10 protein-coding genes are annotated in these 16,923 nt (G+C 62.8%); 5 read left to right on the top strand and 5 right to left on the bottom strand.

Annotation, left to right across the window (positions count from 1 at the left end; translation table 11 throughout):
* Positions 1 to 947: 947 nt before the first annotated feature.
* From ACQR50_RS07220 to ACQR50_RS07205, 4 genes are all read right to left on the bottom strand, one after another.
* Positions 948 to 1,400 carry a hypothetical protein gene (locus ACQR50_RS07220; RefSeq protein ID WP_428970384.1) on the bottom strand — a complete coding sequence of 151 codons (453 nt, stop codon included), beginning with the start codon at positions 1,398 to 1,400 and terminating at the stop codon, positions 948 to 950.
* Between the two features lie 203 nt (positions 1,401 to 1,603).
* A complete protein-coding gene (locus ACQR50_RS07215; protein ID WP_428970383.1) occupies positions 1,604 to 2,848 on the bottom strand; it encodes a glycoside hydrolase family 27 protein in 1,245 nt (414 codons plus the stop codon).
* A gap of 16 nt (positions 2,849 to 2,864) precedes the next feature.
* A complete protein-coding gene (locus tag ACQR50_RS07210) occupies positions 2,865 to 4,208 on the bottom strand; it encodes a glycoside hydrolase 5 family protein (RefSeq protein ID WP_428970382.1) in 1,344 nt (447 codons plus the stop codon).
* Between the two features lie 108 nt (positions 4,209 to 4,316).
* The gene (locus ACQR50_RS07205; RefSeq protein WP_428970381.1) at positions 4,317 to 6,794 is read right to left on the bottom strand and encodes a glycoside hydrolase family 3 N-terminal domain-containing protein; all 2,478 of its coding nucleotides are present in this window, start codon (positions 6,792 to 6,794) and stop codon (positions 4,317 to 4,319) included.
* 191 nt (positions 6,795 to 6,985) lie between these two features.
* Between ACQR50_RS07205 and ACQR50_RS07200 the strand changes: the two genes are divergently transcribed.
* Both ACQR50_RS07200 and ACQR50_RS07195 read left to right on the top strand, forming a co-directional pair.
* Positions 6,986 to 7,747 (top strand): GDSL-type esterase/lipase family protein, encoded by a 762-nt coding sequence (locus ACQR50_RS07200; RefSeq protein WP_428970380.1) that lies wholly within the window; start codon positions 6,986 to 6,988, stop codon positions 7,745 to 7,747.
* On the top strand, positions 7,744 to 9,039 hold the full coding sequence (locus tag ACQR50_RS07195; protein WP_428970379.1) for an ROK family transcriptional regulator: 1,296 nt from the start codon (positions 7,744 to 7,746) through the stop codon (positions 9,037 to 9,039). The genes ACQR50_RS07200 and ACQR50_RS07195 overlap by 4 nt, the downstream gene beginning before the upstream one ends.
* Positions 9,040 to 9,098: 59 nt before the next feature.
* On the opposite strand, the gene ACQR50_RS07190 is transcribed toward ACQR50_RS07195, so the two are convergent.
* Positions 9,099 to 12,296 carry a TonB-dependent receptor gene (locus ACQR50_RS07190; RefSeq protein ID WP_428970378.1) on the bottom strand — a complete coding sequence of 1,066 codons (3,198 nt, stop codon included), beginning with the start codon at positions 12,294 to 12,296 and terminating at the stop codon, positions 9,099 to 9,101.
* A 304-nt stretch (positions 12,297 to 12,600) separates the two neighbouring features.
* Here ACQR50_RS07190 and ACQR50_RS07185 point away from each other — a divergent pair, with 304 nt between their 5' ends.
* Genes ACQR50_RS07185 through ACQR50_RS07175 form a run of 3 tightly spaced genes read left to right on the top strand, consistent with a single transcriptional unit; the run spans position 12,601 to position 16,918 of the window.
* On the top strand, positions 12,601 to 14,127 hold the full coding sequence (locus ACQR50_RS07185) for a tryptophan halogenase family protein (RefSeq protein ID WP_428970377.1): 1,527 nt from the start codon (positions 12,601 to 12,603) through the stop codon (positions 14,125 to 14,127).
* Positions 14,124 to 15,425, top strand: a complete 1,302-nt coding sequence (locus tag ACQR50_RS07180) for a tryptophan 7-halogenase (protein ID WP_428970376.1) — start codon at positions 14,124 to 14,126, stop codon at positions 15,423 to 15,425. Before ACQR50_RS07185 ends, ACQR50_RS07180 begins: the two co-directional genes overlap by 4 nt.
* On the top strand, positions 15,422 to 16,918 hold the full coding sequence (locus tag ACQR50_RS07175) for a tryptophan halogenase family protein (RefSeq protein WP_428970375.1): 1,497 nt from the start codon (positions 15,422 to 15,424) through the stop codon (positions 16,916 to 16,918). Before ACQR50_RS07180 ends, ACQR50_RS07175 begins: the two co-directional genes overlap by 4 nt.
* The last annotated feature ends 5 nt before the right edge of the window (positions 16,919 to 16,923 follow it).

The following is a 16,923-nucleotide window of genomic DNA, read 5'->3' as shown; positions in this document are numbered from 1 at the left end:
ACGGCGGAGATGGGTGGAAGGCAGCCGGTGTCCCGGCGCAAAGTGTGCTATGACTGCGATCCAGCTACTGAGTGAGATGCGCAATGCCACTAAAGGATCTCAGCGGTTCACCCCCGCCCACTGTCCAAGAGCGAATGGCGATCAAGGAAATGTGGAAGCGCTATGGACCGTCATTACCAAATTGGTTGACGTCGAGAAAAGATGACGGGGGCGAAATGGCACCCTTACCTTCCGGTCCGAAACCCACCCCTATGGTTGGCGGCGCGGAAGTGACGTCTGAATAGCCATTCTCAAGTCGCCCAGTCATACTAACGGAATATGCGCGTTGGCGAGAACCGAGATGTCCGTGTTTGGGGCGTTAGCGGATACGTGGTGCTGGGAGAGCGGTGAAGGCTCCGCTGCCTTCTGCAAGGCCCCAGCTTTTCCCCTCGCCGGGTCTAATCCACCGGCCCAGCTGAGAGAACGCCCAGCTTAGATTCCTGACGGCATGTCCGCAATTGGGCGGAAGCGGAACGGCTACACGCTACGTCGAAAGCAGAGAATGCACACCGGTATCGGCGACAGCGCGACGACCGCGAAGCCGAGCAACTCGTCAAGACGCCACTGGTCATTGGCGCCCGCCCACGCGAGCGTGAACCACACTCCCGCTGCTACCATGCCGGTATAGCAGACCGCAGCTATCCGGGCCGTGATGTCAGCCCTACCTGTCATCTCCTTTGGATAGCATACGCGTGAACGCCCGCAACTGGGTGGAAGTGGCCACCCTGCCTCAGCGTAACGAGGACCCAATTTCGGCCGTTCGCACGTGCCTTCTCGCCTCTCGAAAGCTGCCGCTCGTTCATATAAGCGGATCGGCTGCTTGAGCGAGCCCGCTCGGTCACTCGCAACGGCGGAGATTGGTGGTGGAGCGACAGGCAGCTTTTGGAGCGCTGCGACCGACAAGCCGACTATACGCGGGCGAGCGCAAACCCTTGTTTCGTCGCTATCACCTTACCCTCGTCGCGCAGGTCATCCGACAACTCAATATTGGTGGGCACGCCGATAACGAAAATCTGCGACCAATCTGTATAGTGCTCTTGGACGTTCCAGATCGACCGCAATATTGCTTCACGCCCAACCATCCCGCCTTCCAGGTTGAATACGGCACTTCTGGCATCAAGATCGACCTGCTTGTCAAACCATCGGCGGTTTTCGGCAGTATCTACTATCCATACAGCCCCTGCAGCGTAGCTCCTAAAAGCCGCATCGAAGATGATTGAAACTTGCATAATAGCAATGTGCTCGATGGGCGGGCGGTTCGCAATGGCAGGTATGAGGCTCGCCGATAGCGACGGAAAACGGCGTAATGTGGGTGAGAGTTGCCAGCCCACCCTTGAATGCGATGACTCAATCTCCGCCATTCATAGGCATTTCCTGCCGCCCGGCACCTGTCGTTTGTTCATATTAGCCAGTTGGCGGTTTAAGCGATCTACGCCAGCGCGCGGAGTGACATCATTTGGAAGAAAAAATCCCGCCCTGCGCACGCTCAATAAATTTTCCCCTCCTTAACAAAGTATTCAACTTGCGTTTAGGATATTTCGCAAAATCAAGAAATTTTACTTCTTTAGATTGAGGATTCACCCCCCAATACGATCATAATGACGTCATGTGGCGCCACTTCAGCTTGGTAGCTGCTAGATAACTGCCCCAAATCTCTGTGACTCCACACGTTGCGGCCGCGCATTTTGACGCTAGCCGGCAAGCCCAACATCGCCCAGTCTGCAACGATCCGTGTGGGTTTGTCGCCCCGGTTCCACAAAAGCAGCACGCGGCCACCATCCGCCATCGGCTTGACCCAGACCTCCTGCTTGCCGACGCGTGTCACTCGATGACCTTGAACGCCGAGTGGATCTTGATCGACCGCGATGACCTCACGGTTGAGCAGGATGTCGCGCGTTGCCTGGGTCATGTCCGCCACGTTGTTTCCCGCGATCAGCGGCGCGGCCATCATAGCCCAGAGCGAGAAGTGCGCGCGATATTCGGCTTCGGTCAGGCCGCCATTGCCAACCTCCAGCATGTCAGGGTCGTTCCAATGCCCTGGCCCGGCGAACGGCCAGAGCGGCTCGTTGAGGTCGACGATCGACGCCACACCCCAGCTATAGCCGTGCTTGCCTTCCCATTTGTCGGTGATGTCGCCGGTGGTACGCCACATATTGCCGATCTTCTCGCCCCACAGCCAAGGCCTTGAATTCCCCCATTCGCACAGTGAGAACAGAATTGGCCGTCCCGTCGCACGCAGCGCGTCGGCCATGGTCGCATAGGCCTCCTCGGCATTGCGCACGCCAGTAGAACACCAGTCATATTTCAGATAGTCGACACCCCAGCGGGCATATTGCAGCGCGTCTTGATATTCATGCCCCTGGCTCCCAGGCCGCCCGCCGCAGGTTTTTGTCCCCGCATCAGAATAGATACCGAACTTAAGCCCCTTGGCATGGATGTAGTTGCCCAGCGCCGTCAGCCCCCTAGGAAAGCGAGTGCGATCCTCGGTGATGAAGCCGTTCGCATCGCGTGTGCCGTGCCAGCAATCATCGATGACGATATATTCGTAGCCCGCAGCCTTCATACCGTTGGACGCTATCGCATCCGCTGTCTCGCGGATCACTTCCTCGTTCACGTTGCAGCCGAACTTGTTCCAGCTGTTCCACCCCATGGGCGGAGTCTGGGCAAGGCCGTTGGCGGTGCGCTTTGGGTCCTTTGACGGGGCGAGCGTATTGGGGTCGGTATCCAACACCTCCTGCGCGAGGACGGGGGGCGCCGCCTGGAGAAGGAGCATGGCGACGGCGAGCGGACGAAGGACGCGACGGAGCATGACGGCTGTTCCTGTCTCAGCGGGTCTTGGGAAGACGGGCGATCGCCTTGGCATGGTCGGCGACAAGCCGTACAGTCGTGTCGCCGGTGAAGATGCCGTACCATCCCTGCGGCTCGTGCGGGGGGTCTCCCATATATTGGCCGTCACCGTCGCGGAACCGATAGTCCGCATGCTGTGCGCGGGCTTCGCCGTTCCAGGCCCAGAAATTGGTTCCGGCGATCGGGCCGCCCGCCTGCATGTCGCGCAGCGCTGCGGCATAGATCAATTTGTAGAAGCGATCCTTGAAGGTCGTCGCCACCTTCGGATCGTTGCTCCCGGCATCGCGCGGATAGCCGAATTCCTCGATGATCAGCGGCTTGTCGAGCTGTCGGGCAAAGCCGACATGCTTGGCTATATAATTCTGGGTCAGCGTCTCGCCGCGCTTGTAGGTGTTGGTGAGGTCGGTCTGCTTCACCCAGTCCCAGTTGTTGGGCCAGATATGCGCGGTCAGATAGTCGATCTCGGGGATGCCATGCTCGGCCAGGACGATGCCCGGCTGCTCCAGCGCGCCCTTTAATCCTTCCGAGCCGGTGCAAACCAGATGATTGGCGTCCAGTGACTTGATCAGCTTCGCGCTGTCGCGCACCCAGCCATAGAATTGATCGAGATGGGCATGCGCGGCATCGCCAGCCGGACGAGGTTCGTTGGACAACTGCCACGCCATGATCGTCGGATCGGCAGTATAGGGCTTGCCGGTGACGCTGTTGGTCCGGGACACGACGGTTCGAATCCAATCGTCATACATCGCCTTGGCGCGGGCATTGCCGTAAAATTGCGCGTTAAAATTGGCAAAGGCGGGCCAGGGGTGCGCTGGATCGTTGGCGTTGATGAACGCGCCGCCGTTCACATAGGACAGATAGGTCATCATGCCGCCCGACCATTCCCAGAAGTTGGTCAGGTAGAGAACCGCACGTATATTGCGCTTCGCCATTTCGGACAGGGCATAATCGAGCCCGGCGAGCAGCGTCTGGTTGATCGTGGTCGCGGTACGGAAGCCCGGCTTGATAGAGTTGTGGAGCGGGCCTTCCTCGGCCGAGGCCAGGATGCGCAAGTTGGTGACGCCCATCGCGGCCAGCGTATCCAACTCGCGGGCCAGCCGTGCCCGGTCGCCGTAAGGGGCATCGGCGCCGAGATAGGCGGCGTACCACATGTTTGCGCCGGCGAAGCGATAGACCTCGTCGCCGATCATCAGGCGCATACCGTCACGCCGCACGAAGGCGCGCTCACCCGCTTGCCGGGCCGCCGACGCCGGAACGCCGGCCGCACCCACCAGAAGTCCGACCGCACTCATGAAACCGCGCCGGTCCATCACCTTCGTCATCCCACCATCCTCTACCACTTCGCCTCGGCGCAGCCCGATGCCTGCTCCGGGTCGTCATCGCTATCGTTGCGGGGCGGCCGCACGACTGCCCCTGACGTCTTTCTCGTCTCAGCGAACGCCGCAGCTGACCGGGCCGGGGGGGGCGCTGGCGATGCGGATCGCGGAAATATCGAGGGTCAGCTTGCTGTGGGTGGCAAGGACCCAGGGTTTGGTCACCGATCCCATCGCCACGCCACCATCGGCAAAGCAACGCAGTGGCACCGCAAGTTGGCGCCACTGACCGGATTCAGCCTTCAGCGCGCCAGTGATAGGTACGCTCGCCACCTTGCCGCCCTCCATGCCCAGCGTCACTTCGCCAGTAGGCCCGCCGACGACCCGATAGTCGATCAGCAGGCTGAGCTGACCGTTGGATTCGCGCGTGATGTCGATCGCCTTGGCTTCCTCGATCGCGGCGCTGGCCAAGCCGTCGCCTGAGAATACGAAGCGAAGACTGTCCTCCTGCGCGGCGCGATCGACGCGGCTCTGCTGAACTGCACCCGAGACATCGAGGCGCGCGCCCGCGACGACGCGGCCGCGCACGAACAGCGCGTTCTGGTCGCCCGCTGCAACGGCCGGACGGACCTCGCTCAGCATCGGCAAGGTCGCACCCTGCGCATAGGTCAGGCCATAGCCGATCGGGAATAGCGGGTCGTAATTGGCGTCACGCTTGTTCAAAACATATTGGTCGAGCCGCTTGGGCCACGAGAAGCTGAGCTTGCCGTGGAAGTCGCTGCGCGGCTTGCCGTCACGCCCGGCGATAAGCACGTCGGCGACACCGCCGCCCTCGGTGCCGGGCAGAAAGGCCGCGACAAAGGCATCGGCCGCGTTCAGTTCGGGGTTTACCCAGAGCGGGCGGCCCGACAGGAATACCGCGACGACCGGGATACCGGCGGCCTTCAGCTTTTTGAGCAGCGCTAGGTCGCTCTTGTCCTCCGGGCTGTATTCCAGGGTCGGACGGTCACCGGTGAATTCGGCGTAGGGCGTCTCACCGAAGACGACGATCGCCGCGTCGGGCTTGGCGGCATAGCTCCCGTCAATCGCCAGCGTCGCCTTGCCGCCGCCCGCCTTGACCGCCTCGTCGATGCCCGACCAGATCGACTGGGCATTGGGGAAATTGGCGTTGGTCACGCCGGTCCCCTGCCAGGTGATCGACCAGCCGCCCGCCTGCTGTCCGATATTGTCAGCACCGCGCCCCGCGACCAGGATATTGGCGCCGGGCTTGAGCGGCAGGATATTCCCGTTGTTCTTCAAGAGGACGAGCGACTCGCGCACCGCCTGGCGGGCGATGGCGCGATGCTCGGGCGCGCCGATCAGATCGAAGTTGCCGCTGATCGGACGCGACGACGGCCGCCCCGCCTCGAAGCTGCCTGCCAGCACCTTGACGCGCAGGATACGCCGCACCGCATCGTCGAGGCGCGCGGCCGGGATTGTGCCCTCCTTCGCCTCGCGCAGCGTGTTCGCGTAAAGCTGTTTCCAGCCCGGACCCGAATACATGAACATGTCGAGCCCGGCATTGATCGCGGGCGCGCAATCCTCGTTGGTGCAACCCGGCACCTGCCCATGAGCATTCCAGTCGCCGATGGTGAAGCCGTCGAATCCGAGCCTTTCCTTAAGCACGCCGGTCAGCAGGCTCTTGTTGCCCGTCATCTTGGTGCCGTTCCAGCTTGAGAAGCTTGGCATCACGGTCAGCGCACCCGCGACCAGCCCGCTGCGATAACCGGCGGCGTGAACGTCACGCAGCACCTCTTCGGGGACGCGCGTATCGCCCTGGTCGCGCCCGCCCGTGCCGCCGTCGCCCAAGAAGTGCTTGATCGATGAAATGACGTGGCCCGGCTTCATGAAGTCGCCGCCGACCGTCCCCTGGATACCTTCGACCATCTTGCCCGCATAGGACTCGACGATGGCGGGATCTTCCGAATAGCTTTCGTACGTGCGACCCCAGCGGTCGTCCTGGACTACGGCGACGGTCGGCGCGAAGCTCCAGTCGATGCCTGTCGCAGCCGTCTCGGCCGCCGTCGCTGCGCCGATCTTGCGGATCAGCTCGGGATCACGCGCCGCGCCCAGACCGATATTGTGGGGGAACAAGGTCGCGCCGACGATATTGTTCGCCCCGTGCACCGCGTCGGTGCCCCAGATCAGCGGTATTTGCGGCCGACCGTCGCTTCGCTTGGCAGAGGCATCGTAAAAGGCGTCGAAAAGCTTCAACCATTCGGGCGCGGGCGCGAATTCGTCGTTATTGGGGGCGGAATTGCCGCCATTCAGGATCGAGCCGAGCTTGTAGGTCTCGAGGTCCTTGGGGGTGATCGAAGCGATGTCGACCTGGATCAGCTGGCCGACCTTGTCCTCGACGGTCATGCGCGACAGGATCTGGTCGACCCGCGCTTCGACCTTGGGATCACGCTGGCGCTTCAGGGGCAACTGGGGCCATAGATCGGGATGCGCTACAGCGCTTCCAGCATCAGATGCGGATACAGTCTGCTGTCCGATCGCACCGCCGCTCAGGGCCGTCGCAGCCATGAACATGGCCAGAATGCGGTGAAACGCCATGAAATATCCTCCCCTGTCTTTTATACCCCGACGTGCCGGTTTCCGGACGCCGCTGTCAAGAAAACTTATTTCAAATTTTCTTATCGAGGGATTAGGATAGCCGTAACCCTGACTGCAATCCATGTGGCAGGGAAAGGGAGAGGCGGCATCCGGCGGTCGGAGGCATGCCAATTTCCGTGCCGGAGAGGTCGATGCGCTACGCCCCTGCCCTGCTTATCCTAATGGCGACTTCGGTGTCTGCGCAGCAGACGCCTGCCATCGCTACCCCCGCCCCGGCAGCCGCACCCGTGCAGAAGGCACCCGACGAAGGTGAAATCCGGCTGCACAACGACTTCGGCTGGTTGGGACGCTACCGCGAGGCCAATACCAAAGTGACGGGCCCCGTGACGATCGTCTTCATGGGAGACTCGATCACGCAGGGATGGTTCGACAAGATGCCGGGCTTCTTCACGCCAGGACGGGTCGGCCGGGGCATCGGCGGGCAGACGACGACGCAGATGCTGCTCCGCTTTCGTCAGGACGTGATCGACCTTAAACCGCAAATGGTTCAGATCATGGCGGGCACCAACGATATCGCGGGCAATACCGGCCCGATGACGCCCGAACAGACCGAAGCGAACATCATGTCGATGGCTGAACTGGCCCGCGCGCACGGCATCCGCGTGATCCTGGCCTCCATTCCGCCCGCCGATCACTTCCCCTGGCGACCCGGCCTCGACACCAGGTCGCGGATTGCGGTGCTGAACGCCTGGATGCAGGACTATGCAAAGCGTACTGATTCAACCTATGCCGATTACTGGTCGGCGCTGCACGACGGACAGGCGACCCGCGCCAGCTTCACCTATGACGGCGTCCACCCCAATGAGGCAGGCTACGCCGCGATGGCACCCGTCGCGGAAGCCGCCATCCGCACCGCGCTCGCCAGGCCCTGCCCCCGCCCGATCGCAGATTGAGCTTTCTCAGGACGGCGGATACCACGACGCAAAAATTGGAGGAGGGGGTTACGGAGGGCCTTTTTGGAAAGCAGCAGGAACTCGATCCAGCTGTTGGGGTAAACCGGCGTGATGCGCGGCTGTCTGTCTCGCTATCCGGAACGAATCTGGCGCGGGCGGGCGACTATAATCTGCGCACCGTACTGCAGGCGATACGCCTTCGCCCCGACATCACGCGGGTCGATATCGCACAACAGACGGGGTTGACCACTGCCGCGATCGCCAACATCACCGGCAAGCTGGCTCAAGCGGGGCTGATAAAGGTCGCAGGACGGCGATCCGGGGGACGCGGCCAACCCGCGCTGAAGCTGACGATCGAGCCAGATGGTGCGTTCGGAATTGGAATCAACGTCGATCGCGATCACCTGACCTTGGTTACGTTGGACCTGGCGGGCGAGGTGCGGAGCCGGGTGACACGCGAGATGCGCTTCCCGATGCCGAGCGACCTCCTCGATTTCCTCCACGACGAACTTGACGCCGCGATTGCGAAAGGACGCATAGACCGGAGCCGCATCGTCGGAATCGGAGTGGCAATACCCGACAAGATGGGCAGTATCGCCATACCGCATTCGCCCCCCGGCTATGCCATCTGGGACGAGACGGATCTTTTCGATCTGCTCAGCCAGATGCTGCCGTGGCCGATCCATTGCGACAATGACGCCGCGGCGGCGGCTCTTGCCGAGGCGGAATATGGGACAGGTTTTGACAATCCCAATTTTTTCTATCTTTTGGTCAGCGCGGGTCTGGGCGGCGGGCTGGTGATCGATCGCCATTACCGGCGGGGTGCATCCAATCGATCGGGTGAGATCGGACTGATGCCCGATCTGGGAGGCGGCCATACGGATGCGTGTGTGCAAGATACGGTGTCGGTATCTTCGCTGATCATACGGCTGGCGGCTGCGGGGTATGAGGTTTCAAACGTACCGGCACTGGCCGAACTGCCCGAGGGGGCGGAACCACTCATAGAAGATTGGATTCAAGATTCCGTGCGCGCGCTTGTCGGGCCGATCATCGCAGTCAATTGCCTTATCGACCCCAATGCGATCCTGATCGGGGGCCGGCTGCCACCCGCCCTCGTCACGCGATTGGCTCAAGCCTTGGCCGAGCGGTTGGCGGTTGTCGCCATGCCTCGATCCGCCGTGATCCTGCCTGCGAGCATTTCCATGGATGCATCGGCCGTCGGCGCAGCAATCCTGCCCTTTCTCGACCGGTTGGTGCCCTCCGATGCCACGCTGATTCAAGCGGGGCGATAGGCACAAAAAAGGCCGCGGCTGATCGCCGCGGCCCAGGTGCTCCCCGGGGGGGGAAGTCTTCAGTAGGTCAGGCGAACGCTCAGCTGGAACTGACGATCGCTCTTGAACCAGGTGCGTGGCGCTTCCAGCCCGGTCTGGTTGAGCACGAACGTCGTCCGTGTCGTCGCATCAAGCAGGTTCTGCACCTGCAAGCCGATCTTGAACTGCTTGTTGACCGTGTAGAACAGCGAAGCATCCGCTTGGCCCGTCGCCAGCGCATAGACCGGCAGGAACGGGAAGCAGCAGTCGCGGTTGGTCAGCAGATACTTCGACCGCCAGCTATACGCGATACGTGCATAAATGCCGTTAAAGTCGTAGAAGGCCGAGACATTGAAATTGTACTTCGACAGCTGGGCCAGCGGCAGCGTGTTGTAGAGCCCGGCCACGTCGACCGGCGGACGGCTGCCATCGGCAGGGCCGTTGTTGGGCGTCGCGTTCGGGATCTTGCCCGGATCAATATAGGTGAACGTCGCCTGCGTCCCCAGACCGCGCAGCACGCCCGGCAGGAAGTCGTAGGTCTGCTGGTAGGACAGCTCCGCACCCTTGATGTTCGCGGTACCCGGTGCGTTGGCCGGGCCATTCACCGACACGGCGAAGGTCTGACCGTTGTTGGTGAAGTTCCGCACAAAGCCATAATTGTCCAGGATGATGTTAGACAATTCCTTGTAGAACACAGCGCCGGTCAGCGAACCGACCTTGGCGAAGTACCACTCGGCCGTCAGGTCGAGCTGCTTGGCGTCGACCGGACGAAGATACGGGTTACGCGCGCTCGACTGGAAGCCGTACGATCCCGTGGTGTTGCCGCCCGACGGGGTCAGCCCGACGAAGTTGCGCAGGTCGTTGAAGGCCGGGCGGGAGATCGCCTTGGACGCTGCGAAGCGGAACAGCAGGGTCGGCGTGACCTGATACTTCAAGTTGAGGCTGGGGAGCCACTTGTTGAAGCTCTGCCGCGCTACGTCGGCGGTCGAGGCACCGTTCGAGAAGGCGACGACCGCCGCCTGCTGGGCTGCGGACAGCGTACAGATCGGACGCACGGTGTTATTGGTATTGGGCGAAGCGCAGAAGGCCGCGACGGTCGAGAAGCCGCCCAGCGTCGTACTGATCTGCGGGAAGGTGACGCCGCCGACCGACTCGTCTTGGGTGCGGACGAAGCGCAGGCCGATGTTACCCGACAGGCTGGTCTGGCCGCCGCCGATATTGTCGGCACCGAAATCGACACGCGCATAGGCGGCATAGGTCCGCTCACGCACATTATAGACTTCGTTCGGCAGAAAATAGCCGTCCACTAGGTTCGTACCGCGATCCTCCAGCGGCGTGTAGCCGCCGCCCGAGGCCTTGGTCGCCTGGCGGAGCAGCGCGGTAAGCGCGTCGTGATCGGTCAGGAGCGAGTCACGCAGCGAAATGGTCGAAGGCGGGGTGTTTGCCTGGCCACGATAAAAATCAGTGAAATTCAAGCCGTTTACCGCGCCAGGATACTGGGCTGCCGTGGCGGGGCCACCCGAGGTCCAGGTGTCCGAGACGGCACCCCAATTGTTATAGTCGTTGGTCTTCACCGTCTGGTCGCGATCGGAATAGCGGCCACCGACGCGGACCTTGCGCAGGAACGAGTCCTCAGACAGGTCATATTGCGCATCCGCCTTGAACGCCCATTCATGGCCGTCGCTGTTGGTGCGATTATTCATCGCGTCACGGATGTAGATCTTGGTCGGGTCGCTGAAATAGGCCGCCGCCGACTGACCGTTGGGCGGAATCACCCCGACCTTGGGCACGCCGTTGCGGCCGTCGATCGACACGCCCGAGAAGATGGCGAGCTCGACGACGTCGTCCGAATCCCGTCCCTTCGAATAGACATACTGCCCGTCGAAATTGAGGTGCAGGCGATCGGTCGGGTCCCACTTCACATTCAGCGACTGGTCCTGCGTAAACCCGTCGGTCTGGAAGTAACGATTGCCGAGCGTAGTGTACTGACCACCGCCGTTGCGGATCAGCGTGCCCGAGGTGAATAGGCCGTTGGCGTCATAAGTGGGCTGCGTGAAGGTCTGCCCGGCAATCGGCGCATTGGGATTATAGCCCTGGGGGAAAATCTGGTTGGCGTCGGCGTAATAGACGTTCGGTTCGACGGTGTGGTCGAGCCAGGTCTGCTTCGATTCGGCGCGAAGGAACTGCGCCGTTACGAGCAGATTGCCGCGCGCATTCTCATACTGTGCCGCCCCCGAATAGCCGATGCGCGTGCGGTCAAAGTCCTGCATACGCGAACCGGCGCCCAGCGGGACATAGGCCACATTGCGACCCGACGGGACAGGGTAGTGATCATAGGCTGTCGCGGCGTAGGGCGTGCCCGCGTTGATCGTCCGGCCCTCGCCCGCATCCTGCTGGCCGTTGCCGTTGGTGTCGTCGTTATAGCGCGGGATGAATGCGGAATAGAACACCGAGTCCGAGCGGCTGAACTGCTCGTTGTAGCTGGCGCTGGCGAGCAGGCCGAAGCGTCCGCCGTTACCCAACTGCCACTGCTTGGACAAAAGGCCGACCGCCGCAGGTGCGCTGCGCTTTGCGAAGTCGCCATAGTTCACGCTGCCCGACAGATAGACCAAGGTGTCCTTAGTATCGAACGGCTTGCGGGTGTTGATGTTGACTGTACCCGAGATGCCGCCTTCGATGAGGTCGGAGGTCAGGTTCTTGAACACCTCGACCGAGCCGACGAGTTCGGTCGGCACGTCGTTGAAGCCGATTTCACGACCACCCGATACGCCGAAGCTGTCACGACCGTTGAATTCACCGCGCACATAGCTGAGACCGCGAATGGTCACCCCCGAGCCTTCGACCGAGAAGTGAGCGGTGTCACTGGCGGCTGCGAAGCGGGTGATCGCAACGCCCGGCACGCGTTGCAGCGCTTCGTTGACCGAACGGTCAGGAAGCGCGCCGATATCCTCGGCCGTGATCGCGTCGACAACCGTGTCGGCATTGCGCTTGATGGATTGGGCGTTTGCCAGCGATTGACGAAGGCCTGTGACCACGATGTCGCCGTCAGACGCGCCCTGCGCAGCAGGAGTCTGCACATCGGCAGGCGTCACGTTGGACTGATCCGCAGCCGTCTGGTTCGCGATCGAGACGCTGTTGGAAAGGGGCTTCTTGCCCGCGGCGGCCCCTGCCGGAACAGCGCTCGTCGCGGCATCAGTCTGCGGTCTGCTTTCGTCGTCGCGCGACGCCGGTGCAGGCACGGTCTGCGCGTAAGCGACTGACGGGACGAACTGTGTGGCCGCGCATAGGGCCAGCAATGACGCCGTTGCAGTCAAACGATTGCGACGCGCGCCGCCATGCATGGAATGCCGATGCATCATCCCCTCAATCCTCTCCCAAACCTATTTTGACGGACCAAATCCGCATGTAACCTTGTACGGCCCATACTCGGGCTAAGACGGTCCCGGTTCGGACACAACTGAATTATAGTAACTTGATTTAATTATTTCAGATTTGCATTTTAGTGTTGCTGGCGGGTGACACCAGCTAGCGTTGGGGAGGCAAATGACAGGCAATCCCGCGGCCGATCGGCCTATTCGTGTGGTGATAGTCGGTGGCGGCACAGCCGGATGGATGACGGCCGCCGGATTGGTCGGCCTGCTCCCCAGAGCGTGCACGGTGCACCTGATTGAGTCCGAAGAGATCGGCGTCGTTGGTGTCGGCGAGGCGACCCTGCCGCACCTGCGTCTTTACCTTGAACGGTTGGGCATCGATGAGGCCGCATTCATGAGGGCCACCGACGCGACGTTTAAACTGGGCATCGAATTTCGCGACTTCGGTCGGATCGGCGACCGCTACATCCATCCGTTCGGGACTTATGGCCGTGCCTTAGGGGGGGTGGGCTTCCATCACTACTGGTTGCGACGCCAGGCAGAGGGCGCGGGCCTGCCGCCCATAGGGGCCTATTCAGCTGGGGTCGTGACAGCGGAGGCGCGTCGGTTCGAGCGGCCGGGTGCTGATCCCGACGATCCCACCACCAGCTTCGGCTACGCCTACCAGTTCGATGCAACTCGTTTCGCGCCCTTCTTGCGCGCCTGGTCCGAGCAACGCGGTGCACAGCGAACGGAAGGGCGCGTCATTTCGGTCGCCCGTGACGACGGCGACGGTACGGTCCGTTCGGTAACGCTGTCCGACAACACGCGTGTCGAGGGCGATCTCTTCATCGACTGTTCGGGCTTTCGCAGTCTCTTGCTTGGTCAGGAACTGGCCGAGGCCTGGGAGGACTGGTCGCACTGGCTACCATGCGACCGCGCGGTGGCCGTGCCGAGCGTCAGTCCCGACGCCCCGACCGAACCTTTTACCCGCGCCACTGCGACCAAGGCGGGCTGGCGCTGGCGTATCCCGCTGCGCCACCGGGTCGGCAACGGCCATGTCTATGCCAGCGCTTTTTGCGACGACGATCAGGCAACCGAGGCTTTGATGGCCGGGTTGGATGGCGCACCTCTCGCCGAACCACGTTTCCTGCGCTTTCAGGCCGGACGTCGGCGGCGAAGTTTCGTCGGCAATGTCTTGGCGATCGGTCTGGCCTCGGGTTTTCTCGAACCGCTCGAGTCGACCAGCATCTATCTAGTGCAGGCTGCGATCACCGCACTGGTCGAGCATTTTCCGGACGCGCGGGTCGAGGCGGTCGATCGCGACGGCTTTAACGCCGCGATCGATGCGGAATATGATCGAATCCGCGACTTTCTGATCCTGCATTATCACGCCACGACCCGTGACGATTCGCCGTTCTGGAACCATGTCCGCACGATGACGGTCCCCGACAGCTTGGCCGAAAAGATGGCATTGTGGCGCGCATCCGCACAAGTGGCGCATTACCGCCACGGCCTGTTTCTGGAGCCGAGCTGGATCGCGGTCTACCTGGGACAGGGGATCGTGCCACATGGGTGGGACCCGCGCGCCGACCGACCCGATGCCGCCGGGCTGGACCGTGCTTTGTCGGGCCTGTCGCGCGCTATCACCGACCGGGTCAAACGCATGCCGCCACACGACCGGGCACTTTCGGCGTCAGGCTCGGGAGCCGCGGCATGAACAGCCGCAGCCTCCCCCGCCGCATCGCCGTGGTCGGTGGCGGTCCAGTCGCCCTGGCCGCGGCGATTGGTTTCGCCAAGGCGCTGCCCGAGGCATCGATCGAATGGGTGCCCACGACGGTTTCGGACGCAGCCCTGGCGGACCGCTGGCCGCTGGTCCTGCCGTCGGCCCAGGCGATGCTTGCCCGACTGGATTGCCCCCCCGAGCTGCTTCTCCGCCACGGCGTGGCAACCCCGCGTCTTGCGACTCGCTTCCTCGATTGGAGCCCCGACGGTGCGCCGTGGATGGTCGGTGACGAACCCGCCTCCAGTCCGCCGGGGATCGCTCTCCACCAGCTATGGCTGAGGGCCGAGACGGACCTGCCCTATCATGCACTGAATCCCGTCTGTGTCGCCGGTGAAGCCGGGGAGCTCGACGCAGACATGCAGCCGGCGCTTCATTGCGACGCGAGCGCTTTGACCCAGGGGCTGGCATCGCTTGCCCGCCAAAGTAGAGTCGTCACCGCGCGAAGCCCTTTGGCCGAAGTGCGGCGCGGTCCGCACGGCGTGAATGGGCTCCAATTGGCCGATGGCCGCCGGATCGCGACGGACTTCGTCATCGATGCGACCGGACCCGATCGGTTGGTCGCCACCTCGGACGGGTTCGAGCGATGGGACGACGCATTGCCCTATCGCATTCTGTCCGTCGAAGCCGTGACCGCAGCTCCATCGCTGATCGACACGTACCGAGCCATCGACGATGGTTGGAGTGCGCACTGGCCGGGCGCGAAGGCCACCGCGTTGACGCATGGCGATGGCGTCGCGCTCGCTCCCGGCCGCCTGGCCATGCCGTTGCGGGAGAATGTCCTGGCCCTTGGGGAAGCCGCCGTGCAGCCGGGGCCCTTGGGCCTGACCGGTTTCACGTTGGCTCTGGCGGGGCTGTCGCTGGCACTGGAGCTGCTGCCGATCGGTGATGGCATGACGCTGCTTGCGGCCGAATATAATCGCCGCGTCAACCAGCGTGCCGACCGGATGCGCGACTTTCTTGCCGCGCACCAAATCGGCTTGCAACCCTTGGCAAGCGCAATACCGCCGTCGCTTGCAGCGACGCTGGCCCAGTTCAAACGCCGCGGTACCCTGCCTCCAGTCGACGAGGATTCGGTCGAGCGCGAGGCCTGGATTGCGGTGCTGATCGGCCAGGGACTTCGACCCCGGAGGGCCGATCCGATCGCGCTCGGCGTGTCGCGGGACGCGGCGCGGCGCCTGCTCGCCGATTGCTCTGGACAGGCGCTCGCCGCCACGGGAAAGCGCGGCGCATGACCCATGCTCCCATAGATCACGTCGTCATCGTAGGCGGCGGCACCGCCGGCTGGATGATGGCGGCTGCCGCCGGACGCTATCTCTATAATGGCACACGGCGCATCACACTGATCGAATCCGATGCGATCGGAACCGTCGGCGTGGGCGAGGCGACGATTCCATCGATCCTGAACTTCAACGCGCTGCTCGGCATAGATGAGGCGGAATTTCTCCGCGCCACGCAGGGCAGCTTCAAGCTGGGGATCGAGTTCGTCGGCTGGCATCGCCCCGACAGCCGCTATGTCCACCCCTTCGGTCATTACGGCCGCGACATTCAGGGGCTGAACTTCCATCAGCTCTGGCTGAAGATGCGGAACCAGGCAGGCGTTGGGCCGATGGGCGATTACTCCGCCTCCACCGTCGCGATGGAGCGGGCCGCGTTCGGGATGCCGCGAAGCGATCCCAGATCGCCCTTGTCGAGCATGGCCTATGCCTATCATTTCGACGCAGGGCTTTATGCCGCCTTCCTGCGACGCCGGGCCGAAGCCGATGGCGTCACACGGGTCGAGGGCCGGATCGTTGCGGTTGAGCGCGCCCCGAACGGCGACGTCGCAGCAGTGCGGCTGGAGGACGGCCAGCGGATCGCGGGCGACCTTTTCGTCGATTGTTCTGGCTTTCGCAGCCTCTTGCTGGGCGAGACGCTGGGCGTCGGGTTTGACAGCTGGTCGCACTGGCTGCCCTGCGACCGCGCGATCGCCGTACCGACCGAGCGGACCGAGCCACTGCTCCCCTACACCCGCGCCACCGCGCATCAGGCGGGGTGGCAATGGCGGATCCCGCTCCAGCATCGCACCGGCAACGGCGTCGTCTATGCGAGCCGGTTCATGGACGACGACGCGGCCGAACAGTTGTTGTTGTCGCAGCTCGACGCGCCACCCACCGCGGCACCCCGACGCCTGTCGTTCACAGCCGGATGCCGCACGCGATTATGGGAGCGTAATGTCGTGGCGGTGGGGCTGGCGGGCGGGTTTCTGGAACCGTTGGAATCGACCAGCATCCATTTGATCCAGCAAGGCATCTCGAAGCTGTTCGCGCTATTCCCCGACAAGCGCATGGCGTCGGTCGAACGCGACGAATATAACCGACAGATGGGCGACAATTATCGCTCGATCCGTGATTTCATCATCCTCCACTATCATGCAACGGTGCGCGACGACTCCCCCTTCTGGGATCATGTCCGGACGATGCCGCTCCCCGACACGCTATCCCGCAAGATCGCGCTGTTCCGCGAAAAGGGCCGCATTTTCCGCTATGAGGACGAGCTGTTCGCGACACCGAGCTGGGTTGCGGTGCTGCTGGGACAGGGCGTGACGCCTGATGGTTACGACCCGGTCATCGACGCGCTGGACGACGAGCGCGTGCTCACCGCGCTCCGCCAGATGCGCCAGGCCACCGCCACCGCCGTTGCGGGTCTGCCACCGCATCACGTCGCGCTGGCGCAGATGATCGGCTGACCCGC

The sequence above is a fragment of the Sphingomonas sp. Xoc002 genome (assembly GCF_050408055.1).
Classification (GTDB): Bacteria; Pseudomonadota; Alphaproteobacteria; order Sphingomonadales; family Sphingomonadaceae; genus Sphingomonas; species Sphingomonas yabuuchiae.
This window is presented reverse-complemented; position numbering and strand designations above follow the sequence as displayed.

Bases quoted from the DNA above. Each gene is read 5' to 3' on its own strand.
- ACQR50_RS07220 (WP_428970384.1), bottom strand. From the start codon at position 1,400: ATGGCGGAGATTGAGTCATCGCATTCAAGGGTGGGCTGGCAACTCTCA.
- ACQR50_RS07215 (WP_428970383.1), bottom strand. From the start codon at position 2,848: ATGCTCCGTCGCGTCCTTCGTCCGCTCGCCGTCGCCATGCTCCTTCTC.
- ACQR50_RS07210 (WP_428970382.1), bottom strand. From the start codon at position 4,208: ATGACGAAGGTGATGGACCGGCGCGGTTTCATGAGTGCGGTCGGACTT.
- ACQR50_RS07205 (WP_428970381.1), bottom strand. From the start codon at position 6,794: ATGGCGTTTCACCGCATTCTGGCCATGTTCATGGCTGCGACGGCCCTG.
- ACQR50_RS07200 (WP_428970380.1), top strand. From the start codon at position 6,986: ATGCGCTACGCCCCTGCCCTGCTTATCCTAATGGCGACTTCGGTGTCT.
- ACQR50_RS07185 (WP_428970377.1), top strand. From the start codon at position 12,601: ATGACAGGCAATCCCGCGGCCGATCGGCCTATTCGTGTGGTGATAGTC.
- ACQR50_RS07180 (WP_428970376.1), top strand. From the start codon at position 14,124: ATGAACAGCCGCAGCCTCCCCCGCCGCATCGCCGTGGTCGGTGGCGGT.
- ACQR50_RS07175 (WP_428970375.1), top strand. From the start codon at position 15,422: ATGACCCATGCTCCCATAGATCACGTCGTCATCGTAGGCGGCGGCACC.